Genomic DNA, 21,587 nt, shown 5'->3' on the forward strand with positions numbered 1-21,587 from the left:
CTCCACCGGTTCAGTTCCTGTCAGCAACTAGGCCTTGTCCTCGTTTAGAAGTTGGCAGACTAATGCTGAGTGGGAACCTACCCGACTAGTTCCCGGCTCACGAGGCAGTGGTAGCAGTATCGGCGATTGCTTTTATTTGGTGTCCAGAGCGCCCGAGAACACGGTTTTGTTTCATGCCATCCATAACTACCAGTTCAGTCCAGCAAAGACCGCACGAAGTCAACTCGATTCCGTACGGCAGCGCGGAAAGCCCTCCCTGTAGCAACGTCAAGAGGTTCGTCATACGAGACTCGGTTCGAGGCGTCGATCTTCGTGGTGATAAACCAAGCACCTTGATAGATGTTGTCATCCATGAGTCGCTGCACCATCTTCTGGTAACGCTGACAGTACGACAGGCCAGCGAACATCTGGTCCGTAGGAAACAATGCGTTGACAGAACGGTTAAGCGCCTCTGTCTCTTCATCTTCACGAAGAACAAAAACATAACCGAGCCACGGATCAATCTCGCCAAAGGCAGAGTTCCTAGTCTGCGCGGCCCATGTGTCGGCGCCAGAGCCCAACACCTCTTCCAGTCGGTTATTGATGTTCTTACCAACACTGCCTACTTGGCTCTTGAACTCAAGAGCAGCAACAAGCACATCCTTGTACGCAACAGCCATATCCCAGCGCTTCCTAGCACGGTAGAACCCAGGAAGGAACGGCTCATACACGATAGACTCTTCAGGCATTCCTGCCTCGATAAAGATATCACGGACCAAGTCACGAACACCGTTCATGTGACCACCCGCTCTCGCGGCCCCTCCAGCCGCGCCACCATCCGCTAACGCCGATATCTGATCAGCCCGCTTGGTCCAGAACAGTGATACTGCCTTCTGAGTAGGGTCAGACAAGTTCGTACTCCTCAATATCAATACCGTATGCGACCCCTGCCGCCTCTGTTGCAGCCCCCACGTCACGAGAACGGAAGGCCCGACGCAACGCTTCGCCAGTTTTAGTGTCAACAATTTCCACACTCGGGACCCGAATGCGCTTGAGATACTGCGCTTGGAAGCGGAGGGTTCCGCCGCGCATTCGGACGCAATATGCTTCGACGAACGCTTGGGCGACACGAGAAAGAAGCAACCCCCCTAGGGTCTCCATGTCCCAGAAGTCAGAAATTATGTAGTAAAGATTGTGGTGCGGATAAAATCCGCCAGCCTCCAGAACAGGATGTATAGTTGTCTTCATGTCTTGCATGAGCAGTTTAGGGCGATCTACCAACCCAGCCTGCACCTTGTCTATGGTGCGATACCACGAAGAGGGATCACGCTTGGCGATGAACCGTTCGCGAATTTTGGGCTCCTTCTCCAAGCGCGCCGCCATTCTCGGGTAGTCTCTCAGATTCACCAAATTCCCGTTCTCAGACCACGGGTTCACGAGATAGTTTCCCTGCCAGTTGAACTCACCAGACGCTAGATCCTGGCTCATCGCCAACGGAAGCATCCGGTCTTGCTCCGCCGCATTGGCATCCTTTGTGACGTACACCTTGTCAGCCCCAGTAGCCACTCCGATAGAAACCTTCGTCCCTGTCTTTGGGTCATGCAGCGGTCGGAACTGGTCATTGAGTCTCGCTATGAGTGCCAGCCGGGCAGGTGAGCCAGTCGGCCACAATTCGCTCCCATCAAACCACCCCGAAAGACGATAGGCCTTTACGCCAACACCGATAAATTCCGCTCGTTCCCGCTCTTTCATCGCTTTGACAAGCGCGGAAGCGCCGCTCGGACCAAACGCTGTTGTGGTATCTGCGACAACGGCCGACATTTGCGGTTGATTAGCCAGCACCGTAATCGCCGGGTAAGCAGAAACCTGAGACTCGAAAACATCCACATCGTGCATCGTCCAGACATGCTCTACCGAATACTTTTGAGCAATCAACTCACGTAATGCACTACCGTATTGATTTCGCATCCACCGATCTGCGCAGATAAAACCGAGTTTCCCCCCCTCTTTTAGGATACCAAGCGAACGCTCAATGAAGCCGATGTAGATATCTCCGCGCCCCCGCATTGTCTGCCACGCAGATCGATAACGCGTTGAGAGCGAATCCGGCAGGTCATCATACCGTATGTACGGAGGGTTGCCGACCACGACGTCAACTAGTTCGCTACCAGAATCTGCTGACATTCCGCTTTCACCCCGCCTTGCCGACCTTTCCCCTGAGCCAGGCAGCAAGAAGTCCGCGTGCCGCACCCACCGTCCCGCTAGTAGCGAAGCAGCATTTTCATCCATCCCTGCTTTCACCAGCAAGTTACGACAAATCGATCTTGTCGCTGCGACATACGACGACCGGAGGTCATACGCGCGTATCGCGTCCCCGAGTTCGATCAGGTCACGGTTACGCCGTTGGACACTGTCGATGAGCCGTTCAACCGCAGCACCAAGGAACGATCCATTACCACACGATGGTTCGACAAGCCTCATCGTACCGAGATCGCGATCAGCGGTGTATTCTACGAGATCCAGCAGTATCTCCACTACCCAGCGTCTTGTAAAGACTTCGCCATGGTACTGAGCACTGGCCCGTGGGAGAGCGCCCGGAGAGGAAGGATTCATGGTTTCATACTAAGGGTTGGTACTGACACGAACCAGAAAGGCGGCACGCTACCCCGTCCAGCGTCAGCAGCTCACACGTTGAACCGGAACTCCACCACGTCGCCGTCGGCCATGACGTAGTCCTTGCCCTCCATGCGCACCCGCCCGTGGGCGCGGGCCTCAGCCACCGAGCCGTACTCAACCAGCTCGTCATAGGAGACCACCTCGGCCTTGATGAAGCCCCGCTCGAAGTCGGTGTGGATGACGCCAGCCGCCTGGGGTGCCGTAGCTCCCTTGGGGATGGTCCAGGCGCGCGACTCCTTCTCCCCCGCCGTCAGGTAGGTCTGCAGCCCCAGAGTGTCAAACCCCACCCGCGCCAGCTTGTCCAGGCCTGACTCCTCCTGGCCGCTCTCGCGCAGCAGCTCTGCCGCCTCCTGCGGCTCCAGCTCAACGAGCTCGGCCTCGAACTGAGCGTCGAGGAACACCGCCTCCGCTGGCGCCGCCAGCCCGCGCAGCTCGGCCTGGCGGGCCTGGTCGCCCATGCCCGCGTCGTCCATGTTGAAGACGTAGATGAACGGCTTAGTGGTCATGAGCTGGAAGCTGCGCAGCACGTCGCGGTCCAGCCCGGCCGCCTCTGCCCCAGCCGACAGCAGGCTGCCCTCCCCCAGGACCTCCAGGGCGGCCTTGGCGGTCTCCAGCACCACGACCTCGGTCTTCTTGCCCCGGACCTCCTTCTCCAGGCGCGGGAGAGCCTTCTCCAGAGTCTGGATGTCAGCCAGCACGAGCTCGGTGGCGATAGTCTCGATGTCGCTGGCAGGGTTGACCTGCCCGTCCACGTGGACCACGTCAGGGTCGGCAAATGCACGGGTCACCAGGCAGATCGCGTCGGCCTCACGGATACTGGCCAGGAACTGGTTGCCCAGTCCCTCCCCCTCGCTGGCGCCGCGCACGATCCCGGCGATGTCCACAAAAGAGACGGTGGCGGGCACCACCCGCGCCGAGCCGAAAATCTCGGCCAGCCGGTCCAGGCGCGGGTCCGGCAGCGGCACGACCCCGACGTTGGGGTCGATCGTCGCAAACGGGTAGTTCGCGGCCAGGACGGTCGCGCGGGTCAGGGCGTTGAACAGGGTGGACTTGCCCACGTTGGGCAGCCCGACGATTCCAATGGTGAGTGCCACGCCCCGGAGTCTAGGCCAGGCCCCACCCCGAGCCACAAACGACCAGCCCCGCCACGTCTGCACACCTTCAGCCGGACCCGCCCCACTCCACCCCGATCTTTCCTGATCCTCGGCCGGGCCTGGCCTTGTCACGGCACCTACGATGTGCAGCACAGACCAGGACTGAATTCATGTCAGTAACCCGTGGTGCACTATACCCATGACTATCTCTGCCGGGTCCCTCGTGATCCTCCTGCTCCTGGTCTGCGCCACCAGCCTGGCCCTGGGCTACACCCTGGCCGTGGCCCGCATCTCCGTCCGCCGCTCCCAGCACGACCCCAGGCAGGACTCCCGGCACGAGGAGACCGCCCGTCTCCAGGTGGAGGCGGCGTCCTGGCGCGCCCGCGCCGAGGAGCTCTCCGCTCGCGCCAGCCTGGCAGAGGAGCGCGCCGAGCGGGACGGGGCGGTGCTGCGCGCCCTGGCCCCGGTCCGCAGCCAGCTGGAGCAGGTCGGCGCCCGCGTGGAGTCCCTGGAGAAGCAGCGTGCCCAGCAGCACGCCGCCCTGGCCGAGCAGCTGCGGGAGACCGCCCGTGCCGAGCGGGACCTGCAGCGCACCACGACCTCCCTGGAGGGGGCACTGCGCTCCCGGTCCGCCCGCGGGATGTGGGGGGAGGTCGAGCTGGCACGCATCCTGGAGGCCTCTGGGATGATGCGGCACGTGGACTTTGCCGAGCAGCGCACCGTAGGCTCGCTGGTCCAGCAGCGCTCAGGCAGGCTTTCCAGCGCCGACGCCCCCTCGTCCCCTTCCCACCTGGAAGGCGCGGAGCTCGCCCGGCCCGACGTCGTCATCCACCTGCCGGGCGAGGGGTACCTGGCCCTGGACGCCAAGGTACCCATGGACTCCTACCTGGAGGCCGCCAGGCTAGGAACAGCCACCCAGGAGGAGCAGGACCGCCGCACCGCTCTGCTCACTGCCCATGCCAAGGCCCTGCGCTCCCACGTCGACCAACTCGCCTCCCGCCGCTACGATCGCGCGCTGGGCAGCTCGCCTGAGATCGTCGTCCTCTTTGTCCCGGCCGAGCCAGTCCTGGCCGCAGCTTTGGAGACGGACGCCTCCCTGATGGAGCATGCCCTGGAGCGCGGGGTGGCACTGACCTCCCCCGCCTCGCTGCTCGCCCTACTGCGCACCTGTGCCACTGCATGGGCACGCACCGCCGTCAACGACGACGCCCGGGACCTGCTGGAGCTGGGCCGCACCCTGTACGACCGGCTGAGCACGCTCGCCCGCCACCTGGACGACCTGGGCCGGGCACTGCGTCGTAGCGTCAGCGCGTACAACAAGACCGTGGGGTCCCTGGAGAACCGGCTGCTGGTCACCGCCCGGTCCCTGGAAGTCGTGGGAAGTGAGCCGCACTCGCCGACCCCGATCGGTCCCGACGAGGCCCAGCTCCGCTCCCTGACCGCAGCCGAGCTCTCAGGAGCAGATCAGCAGGAAGAAAGCCAAACGGCAGAAACGTACAGCAGGGAGGTTGAGACCAGAGCAGACAGGGTCGTAGAAGAGTGAAGACCCCAGCCTCACCCCCCGCCCATCACTACAAGACCGACTCACCGATCACCGCTGCCCGCCTCGACCCTGACCCCGGATACGTCCACCTGCTCCAGAGGCACCACACGGGACCCGGTTACCAGACGGTGCCCCAGCCAGACCAGGAAGAATACCGGCAGCCCGATGTAGGAGGACAGCACCCGTACCACCTCCCCCTGGAAGACCGCCTCATAGTTCTGCCCCAGGACCACCGCCACGCACAGGGTGAAGGCCACAACCGGCCCCAGGGGAAACAACGGCGCACGGTAGGGCAGGTCAGCCGGATCGTTACCCTGGAGCACGTAGGCGCGCCGGAACCGCAGGTGGCACACGGCGATCCCCAGCCAGACCATGAACCCGGACAGAGCGGACACGTTGAGCAGCCAGGTGTAGGCCGTGTCCTGCCCCACCACCGCGGTGAGGAATCCTGCGCCACCCACCGCGGCCGTCGCCCCCAGGGCACGCACCGGCACGCCCCGGCGGTTGACATAGGCAAACCAGACAGGCGCCTGTCCCTGCAGGGCCATGGAGTGCAGCATCCGGGTGGAGGCGTACAAGCCCGAGTTGCCCGCGCTGAGCACCGCAGTCAGGATCACCGCGTTCATCACCGCTGCTGCCGCAGCGATCCCGGCCCGGGCAAAGACCAGTGTGAACGGCGAGTAGGACACGTCCTCGGTCCCAGTGCGCAACAAGTTGGGGTCCGTATAGGCCACCAGGGTTCCCACCACCGCGATCGCCCCGATGTAGAACAGCATGATCCGCCAGAACACGGTGCGGATGGCGCGCGGCACGTCACGGCGCGGGTCACGGGCCTCACCGGCTGCCACTCCCACCAGCTCGGTGCCCTGGAAGGAGAAGCCGGCGATCATGAACACCGAGACCACCGCCAACGCTCCCCCGTGAAAGGGCGCGTCCCCCACCGTCCAGTTACTCAGCCCCTCGCTGTGGCCCCCGATGATCCCCACAATCATGGCCACACCGGCCACGAGGAACACGATGACCGTGACCACCTTGACGGCCGCCAGCCAGAACTCCCCCTCGCCGAAGGCTCGTGCCGACAGCGCGTTGAGACCGGTCAGCAGTGCCAGGAACAGCGCCGCCCACACCCAGGAGGGGACACCAGGCAGCCAGTAGGCCATGACGATCCCCGCTGCGACCAGCTCAGCCGCCACCGTGATAGCCCAGTTGAACCAGTAGTTCCACCCCATCGCGAACCCGAAGGAGGGACTGACAAACCGTGTGGCGTAGGTCTGGAAGGAGCCCGCCACCGGGACGTGCGCCGCCATCTCCCCCAGGGACTGCATGAGCAGCAGCACCATGAGCCCTACGGCCGCGTAGGCCAGGACGGCGCCCCCTGGCCCGGCCTGGGACACCGTGGCGCCCGAGGCCACGAACAGTCCCGTACCGATCGCCCCGCCGATGGCGATCATCTGCATGTGGCGGTTGGACAGGCTACGCCTGAGCCCACTGTCGTCAGGCGCAGGAGACTGGCCGGGAGAGCGGGTGCCAGCAGGGGCTTGGCCGGAAGCGGCCGTCACGGCGTCAGGTGTCTTGGCAGCGGACTTGTGTGAGGCGGGCGCCGACGTCCCGGGGCGGTGCGACATCACCCAGACAGTAGCACCTGCGCCAGGGCGCTAGCGCCAGCAGCCGCAGATCTTCGAGAGTCCCAGGGGCACAGGACAGCCCGAGGCCTGGAAGTCGTCTCTGACGACAGGGCCTCCGAGAGGCCCGCAACCCGGGAGACTCTCACCGGCACACCGCGCCCACTAGGCAGAGCACCTACGGGGCACCGTGGTCTACACAGGGGCGGTCATGACCCTGGCACCAGGCAGAGCACCTACGGGGCACCGGCTCAGCAGGTGTGGTCCGCTACCGGCTGACGGCGCCCGTGCAACGGCTGCCCTCCCGTCGCGCCCGCTGCGGTCTTGAGGTCAGCACGCAGGTTCTTCGGCAGGGAGAAGGAGATCTTCTCCGTGGCGGTCCGCACCTCCTGCACGTCGGTGAAGCCAAGCTCGGCCAGGCGGTCGATGACCTCGCGCACCAGGATCTCCGGCACGGAGGCCCCCGATGTCAGGCCCACGGTCTGGACCCCCTCCAGCCACGCCGGGTCGATCTCCGCGGCGTAGTCGACCCGGTGCGAGGCGGCAGCCCCCGCATCCAGAGCCACCTCCTTCAGGCGCACCGAGTTGGAGGAGTTCCCCGAACCCACAACGATCATGAGGTCAACCTGGGGGGCGATCTCCTTGACCGCCGCCTGCCGGTTCTGAGTGGCGTAGCAGATGTCGTCCCCGGGCGGGTCGGTCAGCGCGGGGAACCGCTCCCGCAGGAGACGTACCGTCTCCATGGTCTCGTCCACGCTCAGGGTGGTCTGACTGATCCACACGACCTTCTCCGGGTCGCGGACGGTGACCTGGTCCACCTCGTGGGGACCATTGACCACCTGAATATGGTCGGGCGCCTCCCCCTGGGTCCCCTCGACCTCCTCGTGGCCGGTGTGCCCCACCAGGATGATGTCGTAGTCGCCCTTGGCGAAGCGCACCGCCTGCTTGTGCACCTTGGTCACCAGCGGGCAGGTCGCGTCAATGGTGTCCAGGTTTCGGGCCGCCGCCTGCTCGTGCACCGCCGGGGAGACGCCGTGGGCGGAGAAGACCACGCGCGCGCCCTCAGGCACCTCATCAGTCTCAGAGACGAACACCGCGCCCCTCCGCGACAGGGCCTCTACCACGTACTTGTTGTGGACGATCTCCTTGCGTACGTAGATGGGTGCGCCGTAGTGCTCCAGGGCCTGCTCGACGGCGTCAACCGCCCGGTCCACCCCGGCACAGTAGCCCCGGGGAGCAGCCAGCAGCACCTTCCTGCCCTGCTGCCCGGAGCCGGGCCGAGGCGTCTGAGCAGCCACAGCCGGGTCGTTCGTCCCACGTGTCACGGTCACGTCCCCACTGTGCCACAGGGCCACCCACAGGTGCAGTGACAGACGTGGCACAGTGACGGACGTGGCACAGTGGGGCACGTGACGTCTCACCCTCCTCACCCGCCGTCCAGCGGCCCCACCGCCTCAGGCCCCGCCTCGGCGCCTACTCAGCCTGCCAGCCCCTCCGGCCGGGCCGACTCCCTCAGCCCCTCCGGCCGGGCCGACTCCCTCAGCCCCTCCGGCCGGGCCGGCCTAGCCACAGGGGCGCGCGAGCTGGCGCCCCGCGCCAACCTCACCACTGCGGACAACCCGTGGCCGCTGCGGCTGCTGTCGTCCAAGATCGAGGAGTACGTCTCCCGCATGACCGAGGTGTGGGTGGAGGGCCAGGTGGTCCAGCTCTCCCGCCGCCCCGGAGCACGGATGGTCTTCCTCACCCTGCGTGACACCGACGCCGACGCCTCCATGTCAGTGTCGATGTACGCCCGCGCTCTGGATGCCGTCCTGGCCCGTAGCGGCGCCCAGCTCTCCGAGGGCGCCCGCGTGGTGGTCCACGCCCGGCCGGTCTTCTGGACAAAGCGTGGTTCCCTGCAGCTCCAGGCCGATGACGTCCGCCCCGTGGGGGTGGGCGACCTCCTGGCACGCATTGAGCAGCTGCGCCGAGTCCTGGCCGCCGAGGGCCTTTTTGACGCCGAGCGCAAGCAGCCCCTGCCGTTCCTGCCCCGCCGGGTGGGCCTGGTGTGCGGGCGGGCCGCCAAGGCTAGGGACGACGTCCTGGTCAACTCCCGGCTGCGCTGGCCTGGTCTTCCCTTCGAGGTCCGTGAGGTCGCCGTCCAGGGCAGCCAGGCCGTGCCTGAGGTCACCCGGGCCCTGCGCGAGCTCGATGCTGTAGAGGACGTTGACGTCATCGTCGTCGCCCGCGGCGGCGGGGCTGTGGAGGACCTTCTGCCCTTCTCCGACGAGGGCCTGGTACGTGCCGCCGCCGCCTGCCGTACCCCGTTGGTCTCCGCGATCGGCCACGAGACCGACTGCCCCCTGCTGGACCTCGTGGCCGACTACCGAGCCTCTACCCCCACCGACGCCGCCCGGCGGATCGTACCCGACCTGTCCCAGGAGACTTCCGGCCTGGACTCGGCCCGTGAGCGCCTGCGCTCCCTGATGACCACGCGCCTGGACGCCGAGCAGACCGCCCTGGACCAGCTGCGTGCCCGCCCGGTGCTGGCTGAGCCCACCTCGATCGTCAGCGTCCGCCTGAGCGAGCTGGACCAGGCCCGCGACCGGCTGCGTCGTGCGCTGAGCCACCACCTGTCCCTGGCGGCGGCGGACCTGCGGGCCGAGCACGCCCGCCTGACCGCCCTGTCCCCCCAGGGCGTGCTGGAGCGCGGCTACGCGATCCTGCGCACCCCAGGGGGCACGGTCATCACCGGCGCCGAGGACATCAAGAAGGGCGACCTCATTGAAGGCATCCTCGCACGCGGCCGCATGGTGGCCCAGGTCGTCGGGGCGACCAGGCCAGTCGGCAGCCCCGGGACCACCGGGAGCAATGGCGAGGAGGAGTGAGCCGCGCAGCGAACTGGTCAGATAGGGAAGGCAGACAGCGGGAACTACAGGAACCGGGCTGGCCACCTGCCGTGACGTGCGACAATCGGGGGCGTGAGCACTGAGCCGTCTTCCACGTCACCCTCCCAGACCAGGGGAGCCTCCGACCCGTCGCCGCAGTACGACCAGGCCGACAACCTGTCTGGTGGCACGCCCGATGACCTGCCCAGCGATGTCGCCACCCTGACCTATGAGCAGGCCCGGGAGGAGCTGGTCGCCGTCGTCGGCCGTCTTGAGGCGGGCTCGGTACCGCTGGAGGACTCCCTGGCCCTGTGGGAACGGGGCGAGGCCCTGGCCCAGCGGTGCCAGGCCTGGCTGGACCAGGCTCGCGCCCGGCTGGCCGCCGTGGACAACCGCGCAGCCAGCACACACGAGGGCGTCTCCGAGCCTCCGCAGTGACCTGCGACTCCGAGGCTGCATCGCTGCACCGGCTGCCATGCCGCCAGCCGTCCTGCCAGCCGCGCCCTCACAGCACCAGCCACCAGCCCAAACCGGAGCGGCCAAGACACCCCGTCGGGACGACGATGTCGCTAGGCTGTGCCTACCTGCCCGCCACGACGCACCATCGAACCCCCGGTCCAGCACGAAGGAGTCAGCATGACCGCCCCCGGCCGCCAAGGAACCGCCCTGTCTATCGGAGAGGCACTGGTCGACGTTGTTATCCACCCCGGGCAGGAGCCCGTGGACATCCCCGGAGGGTCTCCGGCCAACGTCGCCCTGGGACTGGCCCGGTTAGGCCGTGACACCGAGCTGACCTGCTGGATCGGCACCGACGAACGCGGCCAGGCAGTGCGCTCCCACCTGGAGGCTGCTGGCGTCCGTCTGAGCGCAGGGGCTGACGGCGCGGCCCATACCTCCACGGCCCAGGCCACCATCGGGGAGGACCGGGCCGCCACCTACGTCTTTGACCTGGACTGGAACCCGCCCTATCCCTCCCGCCCCGAAGGCGCCGAGCCTCCCCTCCTGGTCCACACCGGGTCGATCGCCGCCGTGCTGGAGCCGGGACGCTCCACCGTGGAGCAAGTGCTGCGCGACTACCGTGCCACCTCCACCATCGCCTACGACCCCAACGCCCGCCCCCAGCTCATGGGCAGCCCCGAGCACGCCCGCACGATCGTCGAGCGCATCGTCGCTCTCGCCGACCTGGTCAAGTGCTCCGACGAGGACATCGCCTGGTTCTACGGCCCCGATGCCGACATGGAGGAGGTGCTGCGCCGCTGGCTGGACCTGGGGGCCGCCGTGGTCGTCGTGACCCGTGGCAAGAAGGGAGCGCTGGCGCTGACTGGCTCCGGTCTGCGTGTGGAGGTACCTGCCGATCCTGACGTCGTCGTCGCTGACACTGTGGGGGCCGGCGACTCCTTCATGGGTGGCCTGGAGGACGCCCTGTGGAGCGAGGACCTGGTGGGGGCCGACCGACGCGAGGCCCTGCGAGCCGTGGACGAGGCTGCGCTGGAGAGGATCGTGCGTCACGCCGCCCGGATCGCCGATATCACGGTCGCGCGTCCCGGCGCCAACCCTCCCACCCGGGCCGAGCTGGGCTGAGGCGCCGCCCCTCAGCAGAGACGGGGCACGGAGCCGGGAGCGGGCAGCCGTCCTGCGGCCCGGGTGCCCTGCGCTCCCGAGCTCGGCCGGAGCCCGGACTGGACAGACAGCCCTGAGACCAGGGCACCCGGGGGCTAGGCGAAGAACTCCTCGTCCACCTCCAGGAGCCGGAGGGTCTCGTAGGGCCTGACCCCGACGCCGTAACACATCATCAGCGAGGCCAGGGCCTCGCCGTCAACCAGCAGGACACGGCTGGTGGCCCGCTGCGCGTGCGTCCACGCCTCCGCTGTCAGACGCCCGGTGGTGACGAACATTCCTTGCACCAGTCCCCGTCGCTGGACCTCTCGGACGAAGGCCTGAACGACGGGACGGCCCGTCGGCATCCCCATGGGGGCAAGACGCTTGGCCTGCAGGTAGATGCGGCTCAGCCCGAGCGGGTCATCGTCGATCACGGCCTCGACACCCCCATCCTGGGTAAGCTCCAGCAGCGGCCTGCGCCCCTGCACGCCGTACCCCATAGCCTCCAGGAGCGTCAGCAGTGTCGTCCCAAACGCCTCCAGGTCCTGGGCATGAAGCCGCTGGAGCAGCTCGGTCGTCACCGTCTCCCGGAGACGTTCCAGCCCGTCACCAATCTGGTGCACCGCAGCAACCGTGGTCGTGCGTCCACCGGGCTCCTCGACGAGCGGGCGGGCTCGCTCGTGCCTGCCCGCCGAGCGCCGCCTGGTCGCGGCGTAGTCGGCCAGCTCCTCCACCTCCGCCTGGGTGAGGCCGTCAGGAAACTCGGCCAGGATCTGGCGTCCGGTCTCAGTGATGCGGTACTGGCCGCGCGAGGGCCGCTCGACAGCATCGGCGCGAGCCAGGTGGGCCACGGCCAGGGACACGCGTCCGTCACTGGCACTGTGCCCCGACAGTGCCGCAGCAGGCGCCTGAAGGTGACGCGCCAAGTCCTCACCAGTGAGAACCTGGCGCAGGACCCTCAGCTGCTGCACCCTGCCGTCGTTGAGCAGGCGCAGGAGAGGAACCAGAAACTGCTCCCACGTGGGCTGGGCATCCTGCTGTGCCGTATCGGCCGTCTCAGCCTGGATCGCTCGTGTTCCGTCGTCCTCGGGCAGGGCTGCGATGACCATGGCCAGAGTCTAAGGGCGCCCGGAAGCACTGGCAGGCAAGGTCGACGGGCTTACGACACGGGCACGGCCCACCGTGCCATCCCCGTCACGACAGCGCCGGAGCCCGCAGCAGCCCCGCCGCCTCACCGCCCCAGGCGACGCTCCCGTCCGGTGTAGTCGCGCAGGGCGCGCAGGAAGTCGATGCGACGGAAGGCAGGCCAATTCACATCGCAGAAGTAGAACTCGGAGTGTACCGACTGCCACAGCATGAAGCCCGACAGCCGCTGCTCCCCGGAAGTACGGATGAGCAGGTCAGGGTCGGGCAGACCTCTGGTGTAGAGGTGGGCGGTGATGTCCTCCTCGCTCAGTGAGGCGGCCACGTCCTCCAGACTGGCCCCCTCCTCAGCCCTCTCCCGCAGCAGGTTCCGCACGGCATCAGCAATCTCCTGGCGCCCCCCGTAGCCGACGGCGATATTGACCTGGACCCGCCTGGCCTCCTGGGCACCACCACCCTGGGACTCGGCATCCACCGCCTCCTGCAGGCGTAACGCCACAGACTCTGGAAGCAGCTCGACAGCGCCTACCAGGCGCAGTGTCCACCGCCCGGTGGCAGCAAGCTCCCTTACGGCCTGGACAATAATGTCCAGAAGAGGGCGGAGCTCAGCCGGGTCACGGGAGAGGTTGTCCGTGGACAACAGCCACAGGGTCACGACGCGCACCCCCGACTGCTCTGCCCAGCCGAGGAACTCCCGGATCTTGTCCGCCCCGCGCTTGTGACCGTGGGCGGTTCCAAAACCCATGGACTTCGCCCACCGGCGGTTGCCGTCAAGAATGACACCCACGTGGTGCGGGACCCGGGTCGGGTCAACCCGCGCGGCCAGACGGCGCTCGTAGAGGTTGTAGACGATGCTGTCGCCTGCCATACCGCTCCTTCCGCGTGGGTGTCCTGGGACCTTCCCAGCAGCCCTCTCACCACCCCCAGAGAGGGCCCGGGGCCTCTCAGCACCCCGGTGCGGAACCTGACGGGTGCTGCCCAGGTCCAACGGTAGCGTGGACCCGCCTCCACGCGCCCCGTCATGGTCCGTGCAGTAACAGGGCACCTGTCAGGAGCCTACCGGGAGGATGTGTCAGGCACCTCGTCGCGCAACTCGCAGCAGGTCCAGGAACCTACGCTAACGTAACCTGCGTACTCGTAGCCTCGCCTGTCGGCACGGACCAGCCCAACCTGCACCCAGGAGATCCAGGAGGACACCCATGGGCGGCCCTGCAGCAAGACAGCCCCGCCGTCGGCCCCTCGCGGCGGAGACACGCGGCACCCTCAATGCCACCGCCTCGCTGCTTATCACGGTCAAGCCCCGTCTACGCGGCTGGATCCACGCCGCCACTGCTCCCCTCGCCCTGGCTGCCTGCACCGCACTGACAGTCCTCGCCCCAGGAGCGACCCTGACCTGGGCCTGCGCCGTCTACCTCACCTGCTCCCTGCTGCTGTTCACCAACTCCGGTATCTACCACATCGGCAACGGCCACTGGTCACGACGCGTTACCGCAGTCCTGCGCCGTATTGACCACGCCAACATCTACCTGCTGATCGCCGGAACCTACACTCCCCTGTCCGTGGCACTCCTGCCCTCACCAACCGCGGCCCTGGTCCTGGGCATCGTCTGGGTCGGCGCCGTCGTCGGGACAGCCACGAACCTGGTGTGGATGAGCGCCCCCCGCTGGTTTACCACTGCTCTCTACCTGGTGCTGGGGTGGGTCGCGGTCTGGTTCCTGCCACAGTTCTGGAGCACCGGAGGCCCGGCGGTCGTGTGGCTGCTCATGGCAGGAGGGACGATCTACACGGTAGGTGCCGTGGTGTACGCACGCAAAAGGCCCAACCCCTTCCCCCGGTGGTTCGGGTTCCACGAGATCTTCCACGCCTGCACCGTGGCGGCCTGGGCCTGCCACTACACCGCCTGCCTCCTGGCTGTGCTCTGAGCCGACCGCTCTCTCGGACACGACCACGACCACTGCAAGCGGGGATGTACCACTAGTCTCACTTTCTGCGTCCGTGCAGGTCACAGCAGGAAATCCGGAGTCATCCAGTTGCCGTGCACTCGAGTTTCTCAGCGATCTCCCAGAATACGGCGTAGACTCGCCCCTTAAGCCCGCTTGGTCCCCGCCCAGCACGACCGAGCGTCGCTCTCGTCCCCGTGCTGCCGCCAGCGGGAGCGTGATGCCACCACCCGACCACTTCAGGAGGACGTATGTCTGAGCAGACGCAGGGTACCTGGCTCACCCAGGAGGCTTTTGACCGACTGGCCGCCGAGCTGGAGCACCGTAGGACAACAGAGCGCAAGGAGATCGCCCAGCGGGTCGAGGCCGCCCGCCAGGAGGGCGACCTTCGGGAGAATGCCGGGTACCACGCAGCCCGGGAGGAGGCAGGCCTCAACGAGGCCCGCATCATCCAGCTGGAAGAGACCCTGGACAACGCCCAGATCGGCCAGGCCGCCGACGACGGAACCGTCTCCGCGGGCACCATCGTCTCGGCGAGGCTCGCCGGCAAGGACCAGGTCTTCGCCCTGGGAGGCCAGGAGATCACCGCCGACGTCCCCGACGGCGTCAAGGTGTTCTCACCGGACGCCCCGCTGGGGCAGGCACTTATGGGGCACCGCGCTGGCGACACCGTCTCCTACGAGGCGCCCAACGGACGTACGATCTCCGCAGAGATCCTCGACGTCCGAAGGGTATGAGCACCGGACCCGGTGCTGCACCCCGCTCGGGTGCACGGGTGAGCGCCACAGCCAGCCGTGCACCCGGGGCTGTGTCGCTGCTGTCACCCTGCTCCTGGTAGCGCACAACCAACTGCGAGTCCAGGGGGCTACAGTGTGCCTATGACTCCGGAACCAGCCCGCCCTTCCCGAAGCACCACGCTTCCCGGCCGTGAGTACCCGGTACTGCCCGATCCTGGTAACCACGTAGTACTCGGCACTCCGCTAGACGGCCCTTGGCCTGAGGAGTCCCAGGTCCTCTACCTGGCTGGTGGCTGCTTCTGGGGCGTGGAGCGCTTTCTGTGGCGGCAGGAGGGCGTGGTCTCCACAGCCGTGGGCTATATGGGCGGGACGACTCCCAACGCCACCTACCAGGAGGTGTGCACCGGCGCCACCGGGCACGCAGAGGCCGTCCGGGTCGTCTATGACCCCGCCGTCTGCGGCGAGGGTGGTCAGTCCTTGCTCAAGGTCTTCTGGGAGAACCATGACTCCACCCGGCTCAACCGCCACGGCAACGACGTCGGCACCCAGTACCGCTCTGCCGTATGGACCACGACCCCTGCCCAGCACGCCACGGCCCTGGCACTAAGACAGGCTTTCCAGGGAGAGCTGACCCGCCTGGGCCGGGGCCGGTGCGTCACGACCATCGACCCCGCCGACCAACTGTACGCGGACTTTGGCGGGCCGTTCTACCTGGCGGAGGACTACCACCAGGGCTACCTGCACAAGAACCCTGGCGGATACTGCAACCACGGCCCGCACGGCGTGACCTGCCCGGTGGGCGTCGCTAACCTGCCTGCCCAGGTAGACGTGCTCCCGCCGCAGGCTGTTTAAGGCTGCCTAGACGATACCTCCCTCTGCGCGCAGCCGCACCTCCCGGGCAACAAAAACGTCATAGGGCAACCTGGCACCGTGTTGTCCTATGACGTTTCCGTTGCCGGGGCCTGACTACCATCGCTTAGACACAGGAACGACCCCGATCCCGGCAAGCCGTTGACACATTTGTCTCCCACCATCACTCCATGCGTGCATCCACGTCCACCGCGCTACCCCCAGCCCCTCAGCACGGATAGCGTCCTCCCGAAGCTTCTCGTTCCAGAGGACATCCTCCGGATCTGCCCCGAAAGAGGTCGAGCGGTACTTGACGCGACCATCGAACTCGCCCGCAGCCTGGATGCCGGGCCAGAAGTAGTCCAGCACGTACCTCTGCCCAGCTGCGTGCACGGTAACCTGCAGCTCAGGCTGGGGCAACATATTCTCCCACATACGCACTCGGGACATAGACTCACCAGGGGACTCGGAGCGGCCATCAGCCAGGTGTACCGCGCACCGGGCGCGTGCCGCCCCGTAAGAGCCTGCGGGAAGACGTTCCAACGCCGCCCTGAGGTTCTTGGGGCCGCACATACCCTGGTTCAGGGCCGCGTCCATAGCAGCGACTCCCGCCATGACCCCATGCCATCGAGCAAGATCAACCAAGGTGTCCGGGAGCACGGCTACCGCCTGGTCGCCCACACGCACTACATCGACCTCCTCACGGGCTAGATGACGACGTAGCAGGGAGGTGTACGCCCGCCCTCGACGCCTGACTATCACGTCGACCCGTCGCGGCGCTGCTCCGACTAGGGGGAGCCCATAAGCAACAACAGCCGAAGCCCCCGACAGGACAAGGTCAGATCCGTACCTGCGCCGGGCCGCAGCGATGAGGAAGCGCTGTCGATCCTGCGGTGCTGCGATCTGCCAGGCTCCGCGCGGGGCGTAGACACCGGAGGCGACACGTATCCAGTCATCGCTGAGGTCCGGCCGAGCGCAGGGGCAGCCGTCCAGGCCAAGGTCACGTCGCAGCAGCGGCACAAGCCGAGCCTCGCCCCGCTCGGGTACCCCGGTAGTCGGCTCGGTCGCAGCCGGTAGACGGCGGTGCTGAGAAGCAGTCATATACGCATGCTGCAACCACCCCGAAGCGAACGCGCAGCGCGGTCCAGGCGCTGTGGAGAGAAGACGCGTTCCGAACACATGTGGAGAGGAGGCATCTTCCCGGACACGGCTAACGGCCTGCTCTTCTCTCTTCTGCCACTCCGCCACGCCGTGGCTGCAGCCGCACCTCCCGGGCAACAAAAACGTCATAGGACAACCTGGCACCGTGTTGTCCTATGACGTTTCCGTTGCCTGAACCGACCTGCGCACCTGGGACCAGACGGCTCAGGCCAGCTCCAGACCCCGGTAGCGGCTGACGACAGCCGCGACATCCACCATCCGAGGACGTACCAGAAAGGCTGGCCGGTCCCAGGGGCCCTGGGCAAAGGCATCCAGGCTCTCGTCGTCCAGCAGCGCCTCCAGGTCCCGGAGGCACTCGTCCAGGGAGGACTCCCCGTCAAAGCGCTGCTCCAGCAGTGCCCGCAGGGCGTAGGCCAGCGCCTCGGCCTGCCCCGGGTCCACGACACCGGCCACATCGGAGATATCGATCTCCTCACGGTCCAGGACCACAGCCCGGGTGCCCAGCGCCCGCGTGCGCGAGGGCCCCCGCCTGGTTCGCGGCGGAGCAGGACGCGGAAGCCGCGCCGTTGGGGCAGGGAAGTCCTCCAGGGCAGTCAGGGCACGAGGCTGGTCGGCCGCCACCTGCCGCGCCTGGTCGGTGGCGTCACGCAGGTGGTAGGAGTCCATAAGCAGGACCCGGTCGGCCACGTCCAGGTAGTCCCCGGACCCACCCATGACCATGACCGTGGAGACCCCGCGCGATCGGGCTAGCGCCCCGATACGGTCCACCAGAGGCGTAATGGGTTCGCGCTCGTCAGCGACAAGCCGACGCATGCGAGAGTCCCGGATCAGCAGGTTGGTGGCAGAGGTGTCCTCGTCCAGCAGCAAGGCGCCCGCCCCGGCCTCAAGCGCCTCGACGATGGAGGCTGCCTGGGAGGTGGAGCCCGAGGCGTTGCGCGTGGTGAAGGAGACGGTGTCGCGCCCGCCGGGCAGGTGGGAGATGAACGGGCTGAGGTCCACCCCGGTCACCGCACGGCCGTCGGCGGCACGGACCTTGACCGCGTCGGGAAGAGTAGCCACGAGCTCGCGCCCGTCCCCGGGCACGTGCGGGTAGACTCCACGCTCCACCGCCCCCAGGAGGGTGGACTTACCGTGGTAGCCACCACCGACGACCAGGGTCACCCCGGCCCCGACGACGGCTCCGCGCACCGTCCCGGCGTGCGGCAGCTCGACCGTGGCAGCCAGGGAGTCCGGGGCAGCCAGGGGAACGCCCTCAGCCAGGGGCTCGTCACTGACTCCGGAGCGACGTGGCAGGACGGAGCCGTCGGCCAGGAAAGCCACCCAGCCCTGCTGCCGCACGACCTCCGTCAGGGCGCGGTGGTCCTCCAAGGCGGCAACGTGGGCGAGCAGGCGCTGCGCCCTCTCCCCACTCAGGTCCAGGGCTGTCTCCAGCTCGCGCACCAGGTCGCGCCCCACGATCCGGGAGGCAGCCTGCCCCTGGATGGAACGCCCCTGCGCCGGCAGAGCGATACGGGCGCGCACCTCAATGGTCCATCCCGCCGCCGCAGAGGACTCCTCACCGCGCGCCACGCCTGCACCTGCGTCAGCCCCGGCGTCGGCCCCGAAGCCCCGGCGCAGGACGACGCTGGAGCGTTCCAGGATCTCCTGGCCGGGAGCCGCGATCGACAGGTCGGTACCGCGGAAGCAGGCGTGCAGCTCCCGGGTAAGGAAGTCGCTCACGGCCAGACGCCGGTCGGCAGTGGTCAGCAGCCCCTCGTCCTCAAGCAGGGCCAGCGCAGGCAGGTCCGCTGGCACGTCCACGTGGACCCGCGTGGGTGGAGCGAAGGGATCAGGCTGGACCTTGTCGACGTGGAGGACCCAGCCCCCAGGCGCCTCGTAGCGCCCCACAATGGCCTTGTACGCGGCGTAGGAACGGCCGTCCAGGGCACGGAGGTGGCCCACGAGGTCCGTCAGAAGACCGTCACGCGGCTCATCACGGTCACGGCGACCACCCTGGCGGTCACCCCGGTCATCACGGTAGTCGCGGTAGTCACGGTAATCACGGTAGCCGCCGTGACCGCGTCCGTCCCGGCGGTCATAGCCACGGCTGTCACGGTATCCCTGGCGGGAGCGGCCCCCGTCCCTGCGCTCACTTCTGCCACTTGGCCTGCCCCGGTACCCCTCGCGCTCACTCATACCCGCACCCTACCTGCGCGCCAAACCTGCACCTGCGAGGACATCCTGAGAGGACATGACGCGCACTTGCCCGTACTTGCCGCACATCGTCAGACTTCTGCCCGGCCCAGGTGACCAACGAGCCAGCGCCCCTGCGCAGGTCCAAGTCACCCCATGCGCCAAAGCGAGGCCGAAGATTGCATCACAGTCTCAGGCTGAGGCGTCGAAGGCTCTGTGGACAGCATCAGTGAGACGGTCCAGGAGGGCTGAGCGCAGGCGCCATCGGTACCAGGTCAGCTCACGTCCCACCGGTACCAGCCCCGGGACAGGCACCAGACCGGGGTTGCGTGCCGCCTGGGACCGAGTCAGGAGTCCCCAGCCCATGCCTGCCAGGAGCGCCTGGGTGTAGGCCTCCGCCCCGGGCACGTTCGGCCCGGGAAGGCCCGGCGGCAGCCCCGATGCCTCTAGCACCAGGTCCTCCAGGTCGTCGACCGCGTCGAAGCGCAGGACAGGAAGCCGGGACAGGCGCGATTCCTCCGACCCGTCCGGAACGCCATAGCCTCCGCCCCTGTCCAGACCCACCCCCTCCAGGAGAGCAGGTACGGCTACCGGGAGATAGGACACCTTGCCCAGGGGCTCGCTGCGGCACCCTGCCACGGGCCCGGAGCCTGCCGAGACGGCCGCCATGACACTGCCGTCTCTCAGGAGCTCGGCTGTGCGCCCCTCGTGAGCAGCTACCAGCCGCAGCCGCACGTCGGACCACCGGGCAGCCTCAGTGAAGACCGCCGGAAACCACGTCGCCAGCGAGTCCTCGTTGACAGCCACAGGCAGCTCGACGGGTCCTTCTCCCTGCCCTCCCGGGTCCCCCGCCTCAGCCTCCAGCCCCAGCTCTGTGGTCATCTCCCCGGCCAGAAGCTGTTGCTGGCGCGCGTAGCGCAGGACTGTCGCACCCGTCTCAGTGACCGTCGACGGCGCACCTCGACGTAGGAGTACCCGACCCAGCCCAGACTCCAGTGCCCGAATGCGCTGGGACACCGCCGAGGTGGACACTCCCAGGCAACTTGCCGCACGGTCGAAGGAACCGGTGTCCGCCACGGCTACGAGGGCCGCCATCTGGTCCGGGTGCATGAAGACGTTCTTCACGATATGAAGACTATCGCGCTTGGCTTCACTTCGTCGAGACTCTAGCGTCGTTCCCATGGATCTCATCTCCCCCGCCCTCACCGGCTTCGGTACCGGTCTGGGCCTCATCGTCGCCATCGGCGCCCAGAACGCCTGGATCCTGCGCCAGGGCGTGCGCCGTGAGCACATCGGCCTGGTTATCACGATCTGCACCGCATCCGACGTGGTCCTCATCCTCGTCGGCACCGGCGCGGTGAACGCGGTGTCCTCCATGGCTCCCTGGGTGCTGGAGGTGCTGCGGTGGGGCGGAGTGGTCTATCTGCTGGGCTTCGCTCTTACCTCCTTCCGCTCCGCCCTCAGGCCCTCCAGCCTCGAGGCCGACACGACCAGGCCCGCCACCTCGGTCGCGGTGACGACGCTGGCACTGACCTGGCTCAATCCTCACGTCTACCTGGACACCGTCCTCATGATGGGCTCGGTGACCAACCAGTTCGGCCCAGCCCGGTGGGTAGCCGCCGCAGGCGGGATCGCGGCCTCGGCGGTGTGGTTCACCGGGCTAGGACTGGGTGCGCGCGCCTTGTCTCGGCCCCTGACCCGGCCCGCGACCTGGCGGGTGCTGGACGTCCTCGTGGGGGTTGTCATGGTCACGGTGGCTGTGCATCTGGTCGCAGCAGGGTAGGGCGCCCCACCCGAGCCCGGGCGCGTCATTCAGGGCTGTCAGGACTACGCGTCATCGTCGGGGCGCCCCATCCGTACCCGGGCGCGGCAGGCATGCAGGTACCTACTGGTCCGGTTGGGTAAGACATACCGATTGGGAGCCGCCAGAGAGCCTGCGACGCACAACGCTGCGGCTCGCTCCTACCCGACTTCACTAAAAAGAATTGTCTCAGTTGGAGGCTCCCCGTGAGACCGGCCGGTGACCAGCAGCCCCTCCCGGCCCAGGATAATCGGCCGCATTCCCAGGGCTTGAGAGAATTTTTGTTATCAGGCCGTCATATGCTCCAGGTGAGCCGTGCTGACACCCCGCACGGTGATATCTCGACCCGGCAGAAATCAGGCACTAACGTCAGACCCTGTTAGGCAGCACGCATAGTGTGCTCA

The 21,587-nt window shown here is 67.1% G+C and carries 18 protein-coding genes; 8 read left to right on the forward strand and 10 right to left on the reverse strand.

What is annotated here, in order from left to right; genetic code table 11:
• Positions 1-194 precede the first annotated feature (194 nt).
• From D4740_RS10420 to ychF, 3 genes are all read right to left on the reverse strand, one after another.
• Entirely contained in the window at positions 195-890 is a 696-nt protein-coding gene (locus tag D4740_RS10420) for a PaeR7I family type II restriction endonuclease (RefSeq protein WP_182911399.1), read from the reverse strand.
• Positions 883-2,592: an Eco57I restriction-modification methylase domain-containing protein gene (locus D4740_RS10425; protein WP_119836877.1), complete on the reverse strand. Its 1,710-nt coding sequence runs from the start codon at positions 2,590-2,592 to the stop codon at positions 883-885. The genes D4740_RS10420 and D4740_RS10425 overlap by 8 nt, the downstream gene beginning before the upstream one ends.
• Positions 2,593-2,663: 71 nt before the next feature.
• Positions 2,664-3,749 carry a redox-regulated ATPase YchF gene (gene ychF / locus D4740_RS10430; protein ID WP_119836878.1) on the reverse strand — a complete coding sequence of 362 codons (1,086 nt, stop codon included), beginning with the start codon at positions 3,747-3,749 and terminating at the stop codon, positions 2,664-2,666.
• 199 nt (positions 3,750-3,948) lie between these two features.
• Here ychF and D4740_RS10435 point away from each other — a divergent pair, with 199 nt between their 5' ends.
• Positions 3,949-5,292, forward strand: coding sequence for a DNA recombination protein RmuC (locus tag D4740_RS10435; protein ID WP_119836879.1), 1,344 nt, complete (start codon positions 3,949-3,951; stop codon positions 5,290-5,292).
• A gap of 41 nt (positions 5,293-5,333) precedes the next feature.
• On the opposite strand, the gene D4740_RS10440 is transcribed toward D4740_RS10435, so the two are convergent.
• Together D4740_RS10440 and D4740_RS10445 are read right to left on the reverse strand one after the other, a co-directional pair.
• Positions 5,334-6,749 carry an amino acid permease gene (locus D4740_RS10440; protein ID WP_396027245.1) on the reverse strand — a complete coding sequence of 472 codons (1,416 nt, stop codon included), beginning with the start codon at positions 6,747-6,749 and terminating at the stop codon, positions 5,334-5,336.
• A 416-nt stretch (positions 6,750-7,165) separates the two neighbouring features.
• A complete protein-coding gene (locus D4740_RS10445) occupies positions 7,166-8,212 on the reverse strand; it encodes a 4-hydroxy-3-methylbut-2-enyl diphosphate reductase (RefSeq protein WP_119836953.1) in 1,047 nt (348 codons plus the stop codon).
• A gap of 102 nt (positions 8,213-8,314) precedes the next feature.
• On the opposite strand from D4740_RS10445, the gene xseA reads away from it, so the two are divergent.
• The 3 genes from xseA to D4740_RS10460 all read left to right on the forward strand — a co-directional run bounded on the left by xseA (position 8,315) and on the right by D4740_RS10460 (position 11,362).
• Positions 8,315-9,781 carry an exodeoxyribonuclease VII large subunit gene (gene xseA, locus D4740_RS10450; protein WP_396027246.1) on the forward strand — a complete coding sequence of 489 codons (1,467 nt, stop codon included), beginning with the start codon at positions 8,315-8,317 and terminating at the stop codon, positions 9,779-9,781.
• A gap of 177 nt (positions 9,782-9,958) precedes the next feature.
• Complete coding sequence (locus tag D4740_RS10455; RefSeq protein WP_119836955.1) at positions 9,959-10,219, forward strand: exodeoxyribonuclease VII small subunit; 261 nt, start codon at positions 9,959-9,961, stop codon at positions 10,217-10,219.
• Between the two features lie 198 nt (positions 10,220-10,417).
• Positions 10,418-11,362, forward strand: coding sequence for a carbohydrate kinase (locus D4740_RS10460; RefSeq protein ID WP_119836881.1), 945 nt, complete (start codon positions 10,418-10,420; stop codon positions 11,360-11,362).
• 134 nt (positions 11,363-11,496) lie between these two features.
• On the opposite strand, the gene D4740_RS10465 is transcribed toward D4740_RS10460, so the two are convergent.
• Together D4740_RS10465 and D4740_RS10470 are read right to left on the reverse strand one after the other, a co-directional pair.
• A complete protein-coding gene (locus tag D4740_RS10465; RefSeq protein ID WP_119836882.1) occupies positions 11,497-12,489 on the reverse strand; it encodes a restriction endonuclease in 993 nt (330 codons plus the stop codon).
• Between the two features lie 122 nt (positions 12,490-12,611).
• On the reverse strand, positions 12,612-13,391 hold the full coding sequence (locus D4740_RS10470; protein WP_119836883.1) for an isoprenyl transferase: 780 nt from the start codon (positions 13,389-13,391) through the stop codon (positions 12,612-12,614).
• Positions 13,392-13,722: 331 nt separating this feature from the next.
• On the opposite strand from D4740_RS10470, the gene D4740_RS10475 reads away from it, so the two are divergent.
• The 3 genes from D4740_RS10475 (at position 13,723) to msrA (ending at position 16,052) form a co-directional block, all read left to right on the forward strand.
• Positions 13,723-14,445 carry a hemolysin III family protein gene (locus D4740_RS10475; protein ID WP_119836884.1) on the forward strand — a complete coding sequence of 241 codons (723 nt, stop codon included), beginning with the start codon at positions 13,723-13,725 and terminating at the stop codon, positions 14,443-14,445.
• A 269-nt stretch (positions 14,446-14,714) separates the two neighbouring features.
• On the forward strand, positions 14,715-15,200 hold the full coding sequence (locus tag D4740_RS10480) for a transcription elongation factor GreA (RefSeq protein ID WP_119836885.1): 486 nt from the start codon (positions 14,715-14,717) through the stop codon (positions 15,198-15,200).
• A 141-nt stretch (positions 15,201-15,341) separates the two neighbouring features.
• Positions 15,342-16,052, forward strand: coding sequence for a peptide-methionine (S)-S-oxide reductase MsrA (msrA, locus tag D4740_RS10485; protein ID WP_119836886.1), 711 nt, complete (start codon positions 15,342-15,344; stop codon positions 16,050-16,052).
• 114 nt (positions 16,053-16,166) lie between these two features.
• Here the strand turns inward: msrA and D4740_RS10490 are convergent, their stop codons facing one another.
• The 3 genes from D4740_RS10490 to D4740_RS10500 all read right to left on the reverse strand — a co-directional run bounded on the left by D4740_RS10490 (position 16,167) and on the right by D4740_RS10500 (position 20,507).
• Positions 16,167-17,150 (reverse strand): hypothetical protein, encoded by a 984-nt coding sequence (locus D4740_RS10490; RefSeq protein WP_259390798.1) that lies wholly within the window; start codon positions 17,148-17,150, stop codon positions 16,167-16,169.
• A gap of 264 nt (positions 17,151-17,414) precedes the next feature.
• Positions 17,415-19,385, reverse strand: coding sequence for an ABC-ATPase domain-containing protein (locus D4740_RS10495; protein WP_119836887.1), 1,971 nt, complete (start codon positions 19,383-19,385; stop codon positions 17,415-17,417).
• Positions 19,386-19,574: 189 nt separating this feature from the next.
• Positions 19,575-20,507 (reverse strand): ArgP/LysG family DNA-binding transcriptional regulator, encoded by a 933-nt coding sequence (locus D4740_RS10500; protein WP_259390799.1) that lies wholly within the window; start codon positions 20,505-20,507, stop codon positions 19,575-19,577.
• Positions 20,508-20,562: 55 nt separating this feature from the next.
• On the opposite strand from D4740_RS10500, the gene D4740_RS10505 reads away from it, so the two are divergent.
• A complete protein-coding gene (locus D4740_RS10505; RefSeq protein ID WP_119836888.1) occupies positions 20,563-21,165 on the forward strand; it encodes a LysE/ArgO family amino acid transporter in 603 nt (200 codons plus the stop codon).
• Positions 21,166-21,587: the final 422 nt, after the last annotated feature.

The organism is Actinomyces sp. 2119 (assembly GCF_003591215.1).
Classification (GTDB): Bacteria; Actinomycetota; Actinomycetes; order Actinomycetales; family Actinomycetaceae; genus Actinomyces; species Actinomyces lilanjuaniae.

Coding starts and splice junctions, on each gene's coding strand:
- D4740_RS10490 (WP_259390798.1), bottom strand. CDS start 17,150: ATGACTGCTTCTCAGCACCGCCGTCTACCGGCTGCGACCGAGCCGACT.
- msrA (WP_119836886.1), top strand. CDS start 15,342: ATGACTCCGGAACCAGCCCGCCCTTCCCGAAGCACCACGCTTCCCGGC.
- D4740_RS10505 (WP_119836888.1), top strand. CDS start 20,563: ATGGATCTCATCTCCCCCGCCCTCACCGGCTTCGGTACCGGTCTGGGC.
- D4740_RS10470 (WP_119836883.1), bottom strand. CDS start 13,391: ATGGCAGGCGACAGCATCGTCTACAACCTCTACGAGCGCCGTCTGGCC.
- D4740_RS10425 (WP_119836877.1), bottom strand. CDS start 2,592: ATGAATCCTTCCTCTCCGGGCGCTCTCCCACGGGCCAGTGCTCAGTAC.
- D4740_RS10465 (WP_119836882.1), bottom strand. CDS start 12,489: ATGGTCATCGCAGCCCTGCCCGAGGACGACGGAACACGAGCGATCCAG.
- D4740_RS10460 (WP_119836881.1), top strand. CDS start 10,418: ATGACCGCCCCCGGCCGCCAAGGAACCGCCCTGTCTATCGGAGAGGCA.
- D4740_RS10440 (WP_396027245.1), bottom strand. CDS start 6,749: ATGCAGATGATCGCCATCGGCGGGGCGATCGGTACGGGACTGTTCGTG.
- D4740_RS10435 (WP_119836879.1), top strand. CDS start 3,949: ATGACTATCTCTGCCGGGTCCCTCGTGATCCTCCTGCTCCTGGTCTGC.
- D4740_RS10480 (WP_119836885.1), top strand. CDS start 14,715: ATGTCTGAGCAGACGCAGGGTACCTGGCTCACCCAGGAGGCTTTTGAC.
- D4740_RS10495 (WP_119836887.1), bottom strand. CDS start 19,385: ATGAGTGAGCGCGAGGGGTACCGGGGCAGGCCAAGTGGCAGAAGTGAG.
- D4740_RS10475 (WP_119836884.1), top strand. CDS start 13,723: ATGGGCGGCCCTGCAGCAAGACAGCCCCGCCGTCGGCCCCTCGCGGCG.